16 protein-coding genes and 6 tRNA genes are annotated in these 17510 nt (G+C 31.8%); all 22 read left to right on the forward strand.

Features of this window, described 5'->3' with window-relative positions:
* Positions 1 to 7 precede the first annotated feature (7 nt).
* The 22 genes from ACREV6_RS02645 to ACREV6_RS02750 all read left to right on the forward strand — a co-directional run bounded on the left by ACREV6_RS02645 (position 8) and on the right by ACREV6_RS02750 (position 17510).
* A complete protein-coding gene (locus tag ACREV6_RS02645) occupies positions 8 to 979 on the forward strand; it encodes a ribose-phosphate diphosphokinase (RefSeq protein ID WP_431576489.1) in 972 nt (323 codons plus the stop codon).
* 351 nt (positions 980 to 1330) lie between these two features.
* Positions 1331 to 2017 (forward strand): response regulator, encoded by a 687-nt coding sequence (locus ACREV6_RS02650; RefSeq protein ID WP_124998419.1) that lies wholly within the window; start codon positions 1331 to 1333, stop codon positions 2015 to 2017.
* Complete coding sequence (locus ACREV6_RS02655; RefSeq protein WP_431576490.1) at positions 2018 to 3436, forward strand: sensor histidine kinase; 1419 nt, start codon at positions 2018 to 2020, stop codon at positions 3434 to 3436. It abuts the gene before it with no gap.
* Positions 3437 to 3480: 44 nt separating this feature from the next.
* Positions 3481 to 4680 carry a S1C family serine protease gene (locus tag ACREV6_RS02660; protein ID WP_431576491.1) on the forward strand — a complete coding sequence of 400 codons (1200 nt, stop codon included), beginning with the start codon at positions 3481 to 3483 and terminating at the stop codon, positions 4678 to 4680.
* A gap of 104 nt (positions 4681 to 4784) precedes the next feature.
* Entirely contained in the window at positions 4785 to 5348 is a 564-nt protein-coding gene (pth, locus tag ACREV6_RS02665; protein WP_431576492.1) for an aminoacyl-tRNA hydrolase, read from the forward strand.
* Positions 5349 to 5403: 55 nt separating this feature from the next.
* Positions 5404 to 8931, forward strand: a complete 3528-nt coding sequence (gene mfd, locus ACREV6_RS02670) for a transcription-repair coupling factor (protein WP_431576493.1) — start codon at positions 5404 to 5406, stop codon at positions 8929 to 8931.
* Between the two features lie 96 nt (positions 8932 to 9027).
* Positions 9028 to 10026: a peptidylprolyl isomerase gene (locus ACREV6_RS02675; protein ID WP_431576494.1), complete on the forward strand. Its 999-nt coding sequence runs from the start codon at positions 9028 to 9030 to the stop codon at positions 10024 to 10026.
* 180 nt (positions 10027 to 10206) lie between these two features.
* Positions 10207 to 10758 (forward strand): stage V sporulation protein T, encoded by a 552-nt coding sequence (gene spoVT / locus ACREV6_RS02680; protein ID WP_431576495.1) that lies wholly within the window; start codon positions 10207 to 10209, stop codon positions 10756 to 10758.
* Between the two features lie 161 nt (positions 10759 to 10919).
* Positions 10920 to 12455, forward strand: a complete 1536-nt coding sequence (locus ACREV6_RS02685; RefSeq protein WP_431576496.1) for a putative polysaccharide biosynthesis protein — start codon at positions 10920 to 10922, stop codon at positions 12453 to 12455.
* Between the two features lie 45 nt (positions 12456 to 12500).
* Positions 12501 to 13946 carry a bifunctional methyltransferase/pyrophosphohydrolase YabN gene (yabN, locus tag ACREV6_RS02690; protein ID WP_431576497.1) on the forward strand — a complete coding sequence of 482 codons (1446 nt, stop codon included), beginning with the start codon at positions 12501 to 12503 and terminating at the stop codon, positions 13944 to 13946.
* 141 nt (positions 13947 to 14087) lie between these two features.
* Positions 14088 to 14363 carry a non-specific DNA-binding protein Hbs gene (gene hbs / locus ACREV6_RS02695; RefSeq protein ID WP_124998401.1) on the forward strand — a complete coding sequence of 92 codons (276 nt, stop codon included), beginning with the start codon at positions 14088 to 14090 and terminating at the stop codon, positions 14361 to 14363.
* A 106-nt stretch (positions 14364 to 14469) separates the two neighbouring features.
* Positions 14470 to 14730 (forward strand): RNA-binding S4 domain-containing protein, encoded by a 261-nt coding sequence (locus tag ACREV6_RS02700; protein ID WP_431576498.1) that lies wholly within the window; start codon positions 14470 to 14472, stop codon positions 14728 to 14730.
* A 143-nt stretch (positions 14731 to 14873) separates the two neighbouring features.
* Positions 14874 to 15167, forward strand: coding sequence for a sporulation protein YabP (gene yabP / locus ACREV6_RS02705; RefSeq protein WP_431576499.1), 294 nt, complete (start codon positions 14874 to 14876; stop codon positions 15165 to 15167).
* A 19-nt stretch (positions 15168 to 15186) separates the two neighbouring features.
* Positions 15187 to 15579, forward strand: coding sequence for a spore cortex biosynthesis protein YabQ (gene yabQ / locus ACREV6_RS02710; protein WP_431576500.1), 393 nt, complete (start codon positions 15187 to 15189; stop codon positions 15577 to 15579).
* A gap of 93 nt (positions 15580 to 15672) precedes the next feature.
* Entirely contained in the window at positions 15673 to 15945 is a 273-nt protein-coding gene (locus ACREV6_RS02715; protein WP_431576501.1) for an FtsB family cell division protein, read from the forward strand.
* A 79-nt stretch (positions 15946 to 16024) separates the two neighbouring features.
* Positions 16025 to 16438, forward strand: a complete 414-nt coding sequence (locus ACREV6_RS02720; RefSeq protein ID WP_164945020.1) for a S1 domain-containing RNA-binding protein — start codon at positions 16025 to 16027, stop codon at positions 16436 to 16438.
* Between the two features lie 172 nt (positions 16439 to 16610).
* Positions 16611 to 16699, forward strand: a tRNA-Leu gene (locus tag ACREV6_RS02725).
* Between the two features lie 5 nt (positions 16700 to 16704).
* Positions 16705 to 16780 (forward strand) — tRNA-Met (locus ACREV6_RS02730).
* A 5-nt stretch (positions 16781 to 16785) separates the two neighbouring features.
* A tRNA-Met gene (locus tag ACREV6_RS02735) sits at positions 16786 to 16862 on the forward strand.
* Between the two features lie 181 nt (positions 16863 to 17043).
* Positions 17044 to 17119: transfer RNA gene (locus ACREV6_RS02740), tRNA-Met, on the forward strand.
* A 141-nt stretch (positions 17120 to 17260) separates the two neighbouring features.
* A tRNA-Met gene (locus tag ACREV6_RS02745) sits at positions 17261 to 17336 on the forward strand.
* A gap of 85 nt (positions 17337 to 17421) precedes the next feature.
* Positions 17422 to 17510 (forward strand) — tRNA-Leu (locus ACREV6_RS02750).

Here is a 17510-nt window from a genome sequence, read left to right on the forward strand (position 1 = left end):
ATTACAGATGATAAACCACGGCAAGAATATTAAGATTTTTACAGGTAATTCAAATCCTAAATTAGCTGCAGATATAGCTGAAATACTAGGACTAAAAGTTGGAGAATCAGAAGTAGGGACTTTTAGTGATGGAGAAATATCTGTTAATATTCACGAAACTGTTAGGGGCGCAGATGTATTTGTTGTTCAATCAACTAATGCTCCAGTAAATGATAATTTAATGGAATTACTTATTATGATTGATGCATTTAAGAGGGCATCAGCAGGAAGGATAACTGCGGTTATACCATACTATGGATATGCAAGACAAGATAGAAAAGCAAAAGCTAGAGATCCAATTACAGCAAAACTCGTAGCAGATATTTTAACTACTGCAGGTGCAGACAGAGTGCTTACTATGGACTTACATGCAGCTCAAATACAAGGATATTTTAATATTCCTGTTGATAATTTAATGGGAACACCTATACTTGCAAAATATTACATTCAAAAAGGATTTAAAGATAGGGATGATGTAGTTGTTGTTGCACCGGATCTTGGAAGCGTTGCTAGATCAAGAAAATTTGCAGATAAATTACATGCTTCAATAGCTATAATTGATAAGAGAAGACCAAAGGCTAATGTTTCAGAGATTATGAATGTTATAGGTGATATTAAAGGGAAAACCTGCATTATGATGGATGACATGATAGATACTGCCGGAACTATAACTAACGGAGCTAATGCACTAGTTAAACTGGGAGCAAAAGATGTTTATGCTTGCTGTAGTCATGGGGTTCTATCTGGACCTGCTATTCAAAGAATAAATGATTCAGTAATAAAAGAATTAATAATATTAAATACCATTGATTTGCCAGAAGACAAACAATGTAGTAAATTTATCACATTATCCGTAGCACCTATTTTGGCTGAGGCTATAAAGAGAATATACGAGGACGTTTCTGTAAGTAAACTATTCGAGGAAGACTCTAATTTATAAATACATATCTTGAAATAGTGATGCTGAATTATTTTTATAATTGAGTATCACTATTTTTTTATTATCTATAATAGTGTAATATTTATATAGTAGTGAGATAATGATTATACAATATACAATATACAATATACAATCATTAAATCTGTAAAATTATTATCCCAACAGTGAATAATTTGTAACATTTTCAAAAAACTAATCAGTTAACATTAAAGTATGATAAATTAGTTATATGATAAATTAGTTATAAGGGATTTTTAAAAAATAAACAAGCGTAAATTGATAGCTGTTTTTGCAAGATGACAATAAAAAAAATAGAAAAAATAATAGAGAAAATAATTTGGAGGTACAGAGATGGAAGGAACTATAGGAAAAATACTAGTAGTTGATGATGATAAAAATATTGCTGAGGTAATCAAAATGTATCTTGAAAGTTCAGGATATGCCACAAAAGTAGTACACGATGGTAGGGCGGCACAGGAGGCTTTTTTAAGCTATAAACCAGATTTGGTACTGCTGGACATAATGTTGCCTTATATTGATGGCATAGATGTTTTGAAGTGGATAAGAAAAGAACACGAAACTCCGGTTATAATGCTCACTGCCAAAGGAGAAACTTTTGATAAAGTGCTAGGGCTAGAACTGGGAGCGGATGACTATGTAGTAAAGCCGTTTGAGCCAAAAGAAATAATTGCAAGAGTCAAGGCTGTGCTTAGACGATACAACTTAGATAATGGTGGTAAAGAAGTTTTAAATTTCGAGGATTTAGAAATTGATATCAATTCTTATAATGTTACGTATAAAGGTGAAGAAGTGAAAATGCCGCCTAAAGAATTTGAATTAGTGCATTATTTAGCTCTTAATAAAAATAGGGTTTTTACAAGGCAACAGTTACTATGTGAGGTTTGGGGATATGATTATCCTGGAGACTCTAGAACCGTGGATGTGCACGTTAAAAGGGTAAGAGAAAAGCTTCAAGGAGGTCCGAATTGGCAAATTGAGACCGTTTGGGGAGTAGGATATAAATTCGAGGTGAAATAGATGGTTAAAAAAGGACTGTTTTCTAAGATGCTAGCCACCTATACTATTATAATATCTATGAGCCTTATAATTATTGCTTCTTTTCTGTCATATTGGTTTCAAAATTATTTTTTCGACCAGCAGAAAGAACAAATTTTAAGTAATGCATATATGATACAAACATATACTATGAAATACATGGCAGGTGATGATGTTTCTTGGCAGCAATTGAATGACATAATAACAATGATTGGTGGGAACATAAAGTCGGATATTTGGCTTACAGATACTTCTGGATTTGTTTATGCTGTATCTAATAAGCGGCATAAAGACTTTATGGGAAAACAGGTCTTTGTTAAGGAACTAGAGAAGCTTAGACTTGGTAACGCTTTTGAGGTTGCAGGACCTGATGTTGGAATAGTTGATAAGGATGTAAGAGGTTACGGTATACCCATAATGACTCAGTCGGGTGCATTTAAGGGTTCTATAATTTTATATAATTCCATAGAAGAATTAGGTAAATCATTAAAACGGGTTTATGAAATAATTTGGATATCTTCAATTTTTGCAATAATATTTTCCTGTATAGTTATATATTATTTTTCTCAAAAAATAATAATAAAGCCCTTAGCAGAGATTAATTCTGTAGCTAGAAGAATATCTAACGGGGATGTAGATAAGAGAGTTTATTTGAAATCTGATGATGAAATCGGAGAACTAGCTCAATCTTTTAATTTTATGGCTGATTCCATAGAAAAAAATGAAAAAAATAGACGTCAATTTATATCCAACGTATCACATGAGATTAGATCTCCTATAACTTCAATTAAAGGATTTATTAGTGGGATACTAGATGGTGTAATTCCAAAGGAAAAGGAAAAATACTACTTATCGATTGCCTATGAAGAAATTCAAAGATTAACTAGGCTTGTAAATGACTTACTAGATATGTCCGCAATTGAAGCAGGGGAATTTAGTTTAAGAATTATGGAAGTGGATATTAATGAAATAATTAGACTTACAGTTATAAATTATGAAAGGAAAATTAAAGAGAAAAGGGCTTCTGTAGATGTATGCTTTGATGGGGATAATTTATTTGTAGCGGGAGACAAGGATAGGCTAGTTCAAGTGATTACAAATTTATTGGATAATTCGATAAAATATGTAAACGCTGGCGGTAAAATAAAGATTAGTTCAAAAATTAAAGGAAAGAAAGCCTTTATTTCTGTGTTCAATGATGGTCCCAAAATAGCGGAAGAAGATTTATTGCATATTTGGGATAGATTTTATAAAGCAGATAAGGCAAGAACAGCAAAAGATAGTACTGGACTTGGATTATCTATAGTGAGAAATATAATAACTCAATTACAGGAAGATATATGGGTTGAAAATAAGGATAATGGTGTTTGTTTTACTTTTACATTAATGAAAGTAAAATAAATTACTTTTCTATGGTCTAATTTTAAATATTAGGGGGTGATGCTATGGGTAATAAGAATAACTATAAAGCTCATGAAGAAATAAGAGATGCTACGTGGAAGAATGCAGAGTCTGGTGATGATATCTTTGGAGAAATTAAATTTAGAAAAAATAATAAGAAAAATTATTTCAAATCATTTTTAAAAGTAGTCAGTTTTATACTAATAGCATCTCTTTCTGGGGGAATTACAGCTCAGTATGCGATTAATAAAGATAAAGCAACAAAAGATGTTAGTGGTGGATTAAGCTCAAGCACTCTAGATAATAACCTTCAGGGAATAGCAGACAATCCCATATTTCAAGTTTCACAAAAGGTATCCCCAGCAGTAGTTGGCATAAGTAATAAAGAACAAGGGCTATGGGATACTCCTGAAGAAAGTGGTTCGGGAATCATATATAAAAGTGATGGGTTTATTATTACTAATTACCATGTGGTTGAAGGCGCAACAGAAATAAAGGTAAAGCTGAGTAATAATAACGTATTGAAGGCAACAGTGGTGGGTAGTGATGCTATATCAGATCTAGCGGTTATAAAAGTTGAAGCTAGCAACCTGCCTATTGCAAAATTTGGCGATTCCTCAAAGCTTAAGGTGGGTGATTTAGCTATTGCCATTGGTAATCCACTAGGAGAACAGTTTTCAGGAAGCGTCACTGCAGGAATTATAAGTGCACTAGATAGAAGAATTAATATAGTTAATAAAAAAACCGGGGAACAAACTATATATAAAGTAATACAAACTGATGCAGCAATAAATCCAGGGAATAGTGGTGGGGCATTGTGCAACAGCTATGGAGAAGTTATTGGTATAAATAGTCTTAAAATTAATTCTGTCATTGGAAGTGAAGGAACGGGTTTTGCTATTAGTACAAATGAAGCTAAAGAAATTATTAATGATTTAATGACTTATGGTAAGGTTATTAGACCAGCTATAGGTATTTATGGAGGAACTACAATTTCAGTGGGCATTGATGGCTTAGAGGGAGTGTATGTACAAGATGTTGTTAAGGGAAGTGGTGCCGCTGTAGCTGGGATTATGCCTACTGATATTATAATTGAAATAGGCGGGAAGAAAGTTAGAAATATGGAAGAATTAAGTAATGTTTTAGGAAAGTATAAAGTTGGAGGGAAATTATCCTGTAAGATTTGGAGAGGTGGAAAAGTTAAAGAAATTAGCATAATTCTATCTGAATTAAAAACACAATAAAATTTGTGGATTAAACATTTTTTTAGTATAATATTATAAATAAAATAAAAAAATAATTATGTGCTAGATATAGGGCTTAAACATAATAATATTTGGAGGCAATAATGTACTTGGTAATTGGACTAGGAAATCCAGGAGACGAATATAAACATACAAGGCATAATGTAGGATTTGATGTAATTGATTTAATGGCAGAAAAGTATAATATTTCAGTTAGTAGGGTAAAATTTAAAGGTGTGTATGGAGAAATTAACATATCATCCCAAAAAGTTATTCTTTTAAAACCTAGTACATATATGAATTTAAGTGGAGAGAGTGCGCAGCAAGCAGCTTCTTTTTATAAGATTCCCAGTGAGAATATCATCATAGTATATGATGATATTAGTTTGGATGTGGGAAAATTAAGGATAAGGAGTAAGGGTAGTGCTGGTGGACATAATGGGATAAAGAGCATTATTGCGAGTATGGCGTCAGACGTATTTCCAAGAATAAAAATAGGTGTAGGACAACCAGAAAAGTCGAGAGTATCTTATGTTTTAGGACGATTCGGAAGTGAGGACCGAATACTTGTAGAAAAGACCTTTGAAGCTAGTATAAAGGCTGTGGAAACTATAATAGCAAAAGGAAGCACTGAGGCTATGAACGAATTCAATGGGTTTAATGCTTAAATAAAATTATTATTAATATTATTATATATTTATACAGTGAGTGAGAGGTGTTAAAATGAGACTCAATGGGCTTATGAAGCCGTTGAAAGATAGTGTTCAATTTAAAAATATATTAACAAATATAGAGAATGAAAATTACCCAATTGGACTATATGGGCTTTCAGAATCAGCTAAGAACTATTTAGTGAATGGTGTCTATGAGCAACTAGATAAATCCCTATTAATTTTAACACATAGTGATGTAGAGGCTAAAAACATTTATGATGACTTATCTTTTTATGTAAATGATGTGTATTATTTCCCAACTAGAGAAGTGGGTTTTTATAATGCAGATGCTATATCTGGGGACCTTCGATGGGAAAGACTTAAAGTAATGAAAAAGATTACTGAAAAGGGTAAAAAAATAATAATTACTTGTGTTGAAGCTTTGTCGGCTACTTATACACCTATAGATTTATTGCGAAAATATACTTTTAAATTATCTGTAGGAAGTATATTAAATCTGAAGGATTTCACAGAAAAATTAATTCAGTGTGGATACGAAAGAGTTGATAGAGTTGATACTAAAGGTCAATTTTCTATAAGAGGGGGGATTATAGATTTATATCCTCCTATATCAGCGTTGCCTTTTAGAATAGAGCTCTTTGATGATGAAATAGACTCTATAAGGACCTTCAATTGCGAAACTCAGAGGAGCATTGATAAGGTAGCCGAAATAGATATGTTCCCAGCAAAGGAAATAATACTAACGCAGGAAAGTATGAATGTTGGATACAATAAAATAAAGGAAGATTTGTACAATGTACTAGGTAGCTTTAATAAAAAAAAAGACAAGGAAGCTATAGAAAGAATAACTTCGCTAGTTAATATTAACTTAGAATCACTTAAAGAAACTTGGAGATTTGAAGCTATTGACAGCTATATGCCTTATTTTTATGATAATACATCTACTTTTTTAGATTATATGAAAGATTCATTTATAGTAGTTGATGATGCACAAAGGTGCTTCGGGAAACTGGATAGCGTGTATTTTGAGTTCCAGGAAAATTATGAAAATTTTTTAAAAAGAGGAAATATACTGCCCAGGCAAGCAGGGATTCTAATTAATAAGGAAAGTGTATATGAAGATTTAGATACTAGGGAAGTTATGACAATAAATGCTATCGCTAAAAGCACAAAAGTTCTGAAGCCTAGGTCTATAGTATCTTTTTCTCAAATTACAATTAATGATTATCATGGACAATTAGATATACTTATTGAAGATATAAAAGATAAAAAGATTAAAGGCTACAAGACCGTAATTCTTTCTGGTACAAGAACTAGAGGAGAAAGATTAATAGATATTCTTCGGGATAGGGGAATTGAAAGTGTGTATAAAGATAGTATCTCTGAAATTCAGTTTGGTCAGGTGGTTGTAACCTTTGGTAATCAATTAAAGGGATTTGAATACCCAGAATTAAAATTATGTGTTATCTCAGATAAAGAGGTTTTTGGTGGGTCAAAAAGAAAAACTACTAGTCGTGCCAGTAAAAAGGGAGTAAGTAAAATTAAAAGTTTTACGGAACTTAAGTTGGGTGATTATGTTGTTCACGTAAATCATGGTATAGGCGTATACAAAGGAATTAAGCAATTGGAGGTTCATGGTCATAAAAAAGATTATTTAGAACTTGGATATAATTCTGGAGATACCCTTTATGTTCCAGTAGAGCAATTAGATTTAGTGCAAAAATATATTGGAAGTGAGGGTAAAGCACCAAAGATTACTAAACTAGGTGGAGTAGAATGGATTAAGGCTAAAAATAAGGTGAAAAACTCTATTGCGGATATTGCGGTGGATTTGGTAAAGCTTTATGCATCAAGGGCTACGCTTAAGGGCTATAGATATAGCAAGGACACTGTATGGCAAAAACAATTTGAAGAAGAATTTCCATTTGAAGAAACGCCAGATCAATTAATTGCAATTGAAGAGATCAAGAAAGATATGGAATCGGATAAACCTATGGACAGATTGATATGTGGTGATGTGGGATATGGCAAAACAGAAGTAGCAGTTAGAGCTGCTTTTAAAGCGGTTATGGATGGAAAACAAGTTGCATTCTTAGTGCCGACTACTATACTAGCTGAGCAACATTATAAAAATCTTACAAAAAGATTTTCTGATTTTCCAGTGAAGGTTGAAATGGTAAGTAGATTTAGAACCCCAGCCCAGCAGAAAGTTGTGCTTAAGGCTACAAAAGAAGGAAATGTAGATATATTAATAGGAACTCACAGAATAATTCAGCAAGATGTAAAATTTAAAGATTTAGGGGTATTGATTATAGATGAAGAACAACGATTTGGAGTTACGCACAAGGAAAAAATAAAGAGCATAAGGAAGAATATAGATGTAATTACTCTAACAGCCACTCCAATTCCAAGAACGCTACATATGTCTCTTACTGGTGTGAGAGATATAAGTGTGATTGAAACCCCGCCAGAGGAAAGATATCCAATACAAACTTATGTAGTGGAGTTTAATGACCAACTAATAAGGGATGCAATACTCAGAGAATTAAATAGAAATGGTCAAGTTTTTTTTGTGTACAATAGAGTAGAAACTATAAAGGACATGGCAGCCTACATAGGAAAGCTTGTTCCAGAAGCTAGACTAGGAATTGCTCATGGTCAAATGACAGAAAGAGAATTAGAAGCGGTCATGCTAGATTTTATGGAGAATAAGTATGATATATTAATGTGTACTACAATTATAGAGACTGGAATAGATATTCAAAATACAAATACAATAATAATATACGAAGCAGATAAGATGGGGCTTTCCCAGCTTTATCAATTGAGGGGTAGGGTTGGGCGTTCAAATAGGATAGCCTATGCATATTTTACTTATAAAAAAGACAAGGTTTTAACTGAGGTAGCTGAAAAAAGACTAAAAGCAATTAAGGATTTTACAGAGCTTGGGTCAGGTTTTAAAATTGCAATGAGGGATCTTGAAATTCGTGGTGCTGGAAATATGATGGGTGCGGCTCAACATGGTCATATGGCCGCGGTAGGGTATGATTTGTATTGTAGGATGTTAGAAGATACAGTTAAAAAAATAAGAGGTGATGTGGAAGTGGAGCCTATTGAAACTTCTGTTGAAATTAAGATAGATGCATATATTCCTAGTACCTACATTGAGGATGAGTCACAGAAAATTGAAATTTATAAAAAAATCGCAGCTATTGATTGCCATGAGGATATGTTAGATATACAAGAAGAAATAGAGGATAGGTTTTCGGATATACCACCATCGGTTGTAAGCCTGATGGACATTGCCTATCTACGATGTATATCTAAACAGGTGGGAATAATAGAAATTAAAGAGGAAAAGGAGGAGATAGTACTACAATTTGATAGTAGTGAAAGAATAAATGGAGCATTAGTGAAAGCCTTGGTTAGTAAATATAATAGAAGTATTGTGTTTAAATTAGGTACTAAACCAGCTTTTGCATATAAATACAAAAATTTAAATAAAGAAGAAATACTTTCAAATCTCATAGAGATTGTGAAGTATATAAAAAGTATCGTAGAAATAAAGTTGAAATAAAGTGAAATTGTGATAAGATTAGTATGTATTAAAATTAATATGTAATGTAACAAAATTTAAAATAGAAATATTACATACAAAAGTGGGGGTAATAAAATGAAAAACGTAAAAAAATTAATTAGTGCAGCTTTGATAACTATATTTGCTACATCATTAGTTGGTTGTAATATGATAGAAAAAACACCAGCAGGTATTGCTAAAAGTTCAGTAGCAAAGGTTTTTAATGTTAAAGTAACTAGAGGACAGGTGGATGAACAATTAGTCGCAGTTATTAAACAATTTGAAACACAATATGGAGCAAATTATAAGGACAATGCTGAGGCTATGACTAAATTAACAGAGCAAAAACAGCTAGTGTTAGATGGTCTAATTAATGAAAAAATAATAATTTATAAAGCTGAAGAGTTAAAAGTAATGCCTACGGAAGCTAAATTAACTGAAGCAATCAATAAACAAATAGCGGAGATTAAGAAAAGTTTAGGAACAGATGCTAAGTATAAAGAAGCCTTAACGCAGGCTAACCTTACAGAAGATCAACTAAAAGCAAGGATAAAGCCAAGTATTATCCAAGATGCATTAACTGCTGAAGTTACAAAAGGCGTTAAAACTACCGAGGCAAAAGAAAAAGCTTACTACAATAGTAATTTAACATTATATACAGAAAAACCAAATAGAGTTCATGCAGCTCATATTTTACTTAAAACAGAAGCAGAAGCGGTAGCTGTTAAGAAACGTTTAGATGCTGGCGAAGATTTTGCAAAGGTAGCAAAAGAAAAAAATACAGATCAAACTGCTAAAGAAAATGGTGGAGATTTAGGATTTGTACCATACAATGATCCTCAAATGGATAAAACTTTTATGGCAGCAGCCTCCACACTAGGAGCAGGTAAGATTTCAGCGCCTGTTAACACTAAATATGGATGGCATGTAATAAAAACTATTGCAAAAGAAGAGTTTCCTGTAAAGAAATTTGAAGCTGTTAAAGCAGAAATAGAAAAAACCCTTATAAAACAGGAAAAAGAGGCGACATGGACTGCGGCTATGAAAAAATGGACTGAAGAAGCTAAAATAACCAAATATGAAAAAAATCTTTAAGATTTTATATTCATAATAAAATAAAGAATACCTCTAATAGGAGGTATTCTTTATTTTTATATTTTTATTTCTTATATTAAAATTAAACATATACAAATGTGCATAAAATTTCAAGTTTAGAAAGATAATAATAGTGCAAGTATATTATATGAGATTTTATATAAGGAGGGAATTATTTAAATGAAAGCAACGGGCATAGTAAGACGTATAGATGATTTAGGAAGAGTTGTTATTCCTAAAGAAATAAGAAGAACTCTGAGAATACGAGAAGGAGATCCGCTAGAAATATTTACTGATAGAGAAGGTGGAGTTATTTTAAAGAAGTACTCACCTATAGGTGAATTAAGTGAATTCTCTAGAGAATATGCTGAATCATTACAACAAACTATAGGCAATATAATAATTATTTGCGATAAAGATAATATAATATCTGTAAGCGGAGGAACTAAAAAAGAGTATGTTGATAAAAAAGTTAGTAATGAATTAGAAAAAGCAATGGAAGATAGAAAGGCTATTGTGCTTGGCGAAGGCTCCGAAAAAGTTATTGCATTGTATGATGATGAAATGGAAAACAAATATAGTGCCCAAGTGATTGCTCCTATAATAACAGAAGGAGATGCAATTGGAGCAGTGCTCATAATTTCTACAGAGCCAGGAACTAAATTTGGGAATTTAGAATTAAAACTAGCAGAAACGGCAGCATCTTTTTTAGGAAAACAAATGGAACAATAAACAGGAAAGATTAAAAAGTATATATTACTAAGCAAGTGAAACATATTTGCAGTAATGTATACTTTTTTTTTGAGTATTAGTAATAATAAGTCCTTAAATTAAATAATTATAATCATAGAATGTAATTTTTAGATACAACACAGGAATACAAGGAGGCTGTTATGAAGAAACATTCATTGATAAAAGGGACTATTATACTTGGACTGGCGGGAATATTTGCGAGATTTTTAGGCCTATTTTTTAGAATTCCAATACAGGCACTAATAAAAGATGAGGGAATGGGATACTATCAGATGTCCTATCCACTTTTTTTGACTTTTGTAGCACTGGCGTCAGGTGTACCACTAGCTATGTCTAAACTTATTGCGGAGATGAATGCAAAAAATGATAGGGAGGGAATAGGGCAGGTATTAAGGCAAACACTTCTTTTTATGATTATACTAGGCTCAGTAGTTACTATGCTAATGCTAGTATTTGCAAGGCCTATTATATCTATATTAAAATGGGATCCTAAATCATATTACTCTTTTTCGGTAATTGCTATAGCTCCAATTTTTGTTTCTATTATGTGTACCTTCAGGGGCTTTTTCCAAGGGCTACAGAATGTTAGACCCACTGCCATTTCTCAAATAGTAGAACAGGTTGGAAGAGTAGTGGCCGGAGTTTTATTTGCGTATTTATTGTTTCCAAAGGGCATTGAATATGCGGCTGGAGGAGCAGCTCTTGGAACCTTAGTTGGTGCTATTATGGGAAGTATATATTTAATTTTAACTTATTTTAAGGTGAAAAAGGAGCTGCCGGTAAGAAAAGTATCAAAGCATAAACATATTTTAGCGGATTTAGGTAAGGCAGCCTTTCCAATATCTTTAGGTGCTGCAGTGGGGACTATTATGTCATTAATAGATTCTATTTTAGTGCCACAGCAACTTCTAAAAGCTGGATTTACACAAACACAATCAGCCGTGTTGTATGGTCAGTTGACTGGAAAGGTGTTTACCTTGATGAATGTACCTTTAGCTCTTTCTGTGGCACTATGCGCGTCTCTAGTGCCGATAATAGCAGAAGCTTTTTATTTAGGCAAACGAGGTGAACTGGTTAAAAGGGTAGATATGGCTGTGAAGTTGTCTAATGTTATTTCATTGCCTTCCTCACTCGGGATGTTTTTTATGGCTTATCCTATAATGTATTTGATTTTTATGAAAGATGCAGCAGGATATGAAATTTTGAAATATATATCAATATCCATACCTTTTTTGATCTTAACTCAAACCAGTACCGCAATACTCCAAGGTATAGGCAATTATATGAAGCCTGTATATAATTTAGCACTAGGGTGCACTGTAAAGGTTATAATAACATATGTATTGGTTTCATTTTCATTTGTAAATATCTATGGTGCAGTTATAGGAACTATTTTGGGATATGTTACAAGCTGCTTATTAAATATGAAAGATTTAAAGAGTGCCTTAAATATAAAAATAAACTGGGTGGATGCTATTGTAAAACCGGGTATTGCTGCTGCTATAATGATAATTTCGGTTGTATTTAGCAACGCTAGTGTCTATAATTATACAATGAGTAAAGAACTATCTTGTGTGGTATCCATATTAATAGGCATTATTGTTTATATGTTATTCATTTTTATTTTTAGGATTTTTGAATATGATGAAATTAAAAATAAATTAAGAAGAAATTAAAGTGAACTTTTAAGGCTAAAATAAAAAACATAGGAGTGAAGGCTAATGATTAAAGTAGTAGGGCTCGGACCGGGCGCTATAGGATCACTAACTATAGAAACATTGGAGATTCTTAAAAATGGTAAAAAAATTTATTTGAGAACAGAAAAACATCCTACCGTAGATTATTTAAAATCCATATCAATTCAATTTGAAACCTATGATGATAGATATGAAGAATATAATAATTTTGATGAGGTATATAGGGATATTGCAGAGGATCTTATCCAAAAACATGAAATGTATGGAGATATTATTTATGGGGTTCCAGGTCATCCCCTAGTGGCAGAAACTTCTGTTAAACTTCTAATAGAACAATGCGCAAAAAACAAAATAGATATAGAAATTCTTGCTGCAGTTAGCTTTATAGATGCAGTTATTCAAAGTTTAAAATTAGATCCTATTGAAGGACTTAAAATTATAGATGCTTTTGACATAAAAAATCAAGTTTTAGATAAAAGAGTAGGCCTTTTAATAACACAAGTTTACAATAAATTTATAGCTTCAGAGGTTAAACTTGCCTTGCTAGAGTATTACAAAGATGATATGGAGATTTATTTTGTTAGGGCAGCAGGTATAAAAGAATTAGAGTGTACCAGAAAAATTAAATTATATGAACTAGATAGGCAAGAAGACATTGACTATTTAACATCTATATATATCCCAAAAGAATTAGATGCTACATTGGATTTCCAGGATTTAGTAGGAATTATGAATACTTTAAGAGCTGAAAATGGATGTGTTTGGGATAGAGAGCAAACACATGAATCTATGAAAAAATATCTTATTGAAGAATGTTATGAAGTTTTGGAAGCCATCGATGAGAAGGACGAAGATAAAATTATTGAGGAATTAGGAGATGTACTATTGCAGGTGGTTTTTCATGCGCAAATAGGCAAAGAACAGGGATATTTTAATATAAATGATGTTATTAAAGGTGTTACGAGTAAAATGATAAATAGACATCCTCATATTTTTAAGAATATACAAAGTAAAAATTCTCAGCAAGTACTAGAAACTTGGGAAAGTATTAAAATTGAAGAAAAAGGCTTTGATAATTATACAGATACACTAAAGCATGTTCCCAAAAATTTACCAGGGTTAATGAGAGCGTGTAAGGTTCAAGAAAAAGCATCAAAAGTAGGATTTGACTTTGACTCGATTGAACCTGCCATGGAAAAAGTATTAGAAGAATTACAGGAAGTAAAAGATGTATATAAAGGCAAAAACAGGGCAAAAATACTAGAAGAAGTGGGAGATTTGGTATTTACTACTGTGAATGTTGCTAGAATACTTGACATAGACCCTGAATTTGCAGTAAATTATACTATAGATAAATTTATTAATCGCTTTGAGTACATAGAAGAAAATGCAGGGCATAGAAATTTAGATTTGAAAGATATGTCACTTGCAGAAATGGATGCTTTATGGAATGAATCTAAAAGCCAATAAATTTATTTAAAAATAAAATCTAGCCCAAAAAGAAGGAATTTCTAAATGGGTGAAGAATATGCTATTTAATGGCGAAGAATATGCTATTTAATAGTGTACTCACTACTAAGTAGTGTACTCAATAATAAGGAGGTAACAAAAGTGAATAAATCAGAATTAATAACAAGTATTGCAGAAAAGTCTAAATTAACAAAAAAAGATGCAGAAGCGGCGCTAAAAGGAATTATAGAAAGTATTGAAGAAACATTAGAAAAAGGTGAAAAGGTTCAATTGGTTGGATTCGGAACTTTCGAAACAAGAGCAAGAGCTGCTAGAATGGGTAGAAATCCAAGAACAAAGGAAGAAATCCAAATTTCAGCATCAACAGTTCCAGTATTTAAAGCTGGTAAAGAATTTAAAGATATAGTAAATAAATAATTTTACTATGATGTAAAAACCTAGATGTATATCTGGGTTTTTTATTTTAATTTTTTTATAAAGGTTTATACTAATAATAAATAATATTAGAAAAGGAGAAGATAATATGAGACTCGATAAATATTTAAAGGTTTCTAGGATTATTAAGAGAAGGACCATAGCAAAAGAAGCTTGCGAGAGTGGTAGAGTATCTATAAATAATAAAGTTGCAAAAGCAGGTACTGTGGTAGCGGAAGGCGACACTATAGAAATTCAATTTGCAAATCAAATTTTAAAAGCTAAAATTATGAATATTGCAGAACATGTAACAAAAGACAGTGCAAAAGAAATGTATGAAATAGTTTCGGGAACAGAAGACAAAGAATAAATGTACTAAATATAATTCTTAATTAAGATTAATAAGCATATATATTTTATAGGAATATAACGGTATGTGCTAATTGCGGATTGAAAGTGGTATTAGTTTCACAATTCCCAATTTTTATTATTAAAATTAATAAGGAGGATATTATGGAAGTAAAGAAAGAAATAAAAATAGAAGATAAGCGAAGTAATTTATTGCTTGAAAACAGAAAAAAACTAACTATTAATGGAGTTATTGAGGTTATAAATTTTAATGAGAATCAAATATTATTGAATACAGATGTTGGAACAATGATAGTAAAAGGACAACAATTAAAGATGAATAAGTTAGATGTTCAAAATGGAGATGTAGTAATATCTGGTATCGTGGATGCCTTTGTATATACTAGTGATAAAAGCAAAGTTAAAAAAGATAGCATAATATCAAGATTGTTTAGGTAAAAGAGTTATGATAATATCTATGATAAATCAAGTTAAACTTATAATTTTTGGATTATTGTCTGGAATAGTAACTGGTGTGCTTTTTGACATATATAGATTAATAAGAGGATTTGAAAATCCTAACAAGGTTTTGACAATAATACAAGATTTACTATTTTGGACATTAACTTCTATAGTGGTTTTTATATTTTTGATGTATACTAATGAGGGTTACATAAACTTTTATGTGTATGTTTGTTTAATAATAGGAGCATACTTATATTTAAAACTCCTAAGTGGAGTTTTTATAAAGGTGCAATATAGGTTGATAAAATTCAATGGAAAAGCATTTAGAATTGTAAGGAATGCTATTTTATACCCAGCAAATTTATTGTTTTATAAGCTTAGAATAAAAAAAAATAATAAATTATGAAGAAATAGCTTGAAGAAATGTGAAATACAAATTAAAATAGATTTATGTAACTTAAAAAATACTCATTTCATTGAAAGGAAAAGGGTATGGGATATGAAAAAAAAATTTAGGGTTAAGAGTGCGGTATTAGTTTTTGCTATGGTATATGTATGTTATATTTTAATTCACCAACAGGTAACTATGGTAAGGCAAAAGAAAGAGCTACAAAAGTACAATGTTGAATTACAAAAGAAAAAGGACGAAAAGGAAATATTTCAGGATGAAGTAGAGTTATCTAAAACTGATAAATATATAGAGAAATTGGCAAGAGAAATTTTAGGTCTTGTTAAAGAAGGTGAAACTCCTGTAATGGATAATAAAAACTAAATGCTAGAATTATTGTTATGCTTATTATTAAATTAATATATAAAATAAAAAACATTATTTTGAGGAGGAACTTTTTAATATGACCTTAATGGCTGGAAGTATTGTAGAAGGTAAAGTAGTAAATATCACCAATTTTGGTGCATTCGTAGAAGTGGAGGGCAAAACAGGATTAGTGCATATATCTGAGGTTTCAGATACATTCGTTAAAAATGTTAATGATCATCTTAAAGAAAATGATATAGTAAAAGTTAAAGTGATTTCTGTAGATGATAATGGAAAAATAAGTTTATCCATAAAACAAGCTGGAGTACCTAAAAAATCTATTAAACCAATGGAGATAGACTGGGAAAAGGAAAAAAGCAAAGCAAATGCAAGTGGGTTTGAAGATATAATGACTAAATTTTTAAAAGACAGTGAAGAAAGATTTCAAGACGTTAAAAAACACCAAGAGGGAAAAGGCAGAGGTTATAGTAAAAAAACTTCAAGTTATTAGTAAATGTAGTTAATATCAGAATTTTAGGAACTAAATTTTTAGTTCCTATTTTAAAAAAACAAAAAGTTATTGACAATAGTTTGTACATCATATATAATAAAAAATGTTGCTACGAGGTGACACTTTATATGTTAGTAAGTTAGCTAACAGTTAGCTGCAAATAAGTAAATAAGCTGGAGTGGCGGAACTGGCAGACGCACAGGACTTAAAATCCTGCGGTGGTTAAACACCGTACCGGTTCGATTCCGGTCTTCAGCACCAAATATCGCGGGATGGAGCAGTTGGTAGCTCGTCGGGCTCATAACCCGAAGGTCGCAGGTTCAAGTCCTGCTCCCGCAACCAAACATGGCGGAATAGCTCAGCTGGCTAGAGCATTCGGTTCATACCCGAAGGGTCGTAGGTTCAAGTCCTATTTCCGCTACCATTATAAATATGATGTTGATTTATAAAAAACTATTGACATGTTGAATGCATAAGTGTACAATTATAATTGATTTTGAAAAATATATTAAAAAAATTAATTAAAACTTACAAAACACAAAAATTATCATTTTGTAAAAATCAAACAGCATATTAACTTAGTTTAGAATCTTAAGCACTAATATCGCGGGGTGGAGCAGTTGGTAGCTCGTCGGGCTCATAACCCGAAGGTCACAGGTTCAAGTCCTGTCCCCGCAACCAATAAATTTTAAATTACTGAATATGTCGGTTAAATAAAAATTCATAATAAGTTGTAAAGCGAAAATTGGAAATAAAAAAAATTTAGAGTTTTGAAATGTTTAAACATCATATTAATTCCTTTTGGGTCTTAAACACTAATATCGCGGGGTGGAGCAGTTGGTAGCTCGTCGGGCTCATAACCCGAAGGTCACAGGTTCAAGTCCTGTCCCCGCAACCAATGAATTTTAAATTACTGAATACATCGGTTAAATAAAATTTAATAGTAAGTATGCCTGCATAATAAGTATGCAAAAAGTAAATAAGCTGGAGTGGCGGAACTGGCAGACGCACAGGACTTAAAATCCTGCGGTGGTTAAACACCGTACCGGTTCGATTCCGGTCTTCAGCACCA

The sequence above is a fragment of the Clostridium sp. genome, from assembly GCF_050717515.1.
Classification (GTDB): Bacteria; Bacillota; Clostridia; order Clostridiales; family Clostridiaceae; genus Clostridium_AD.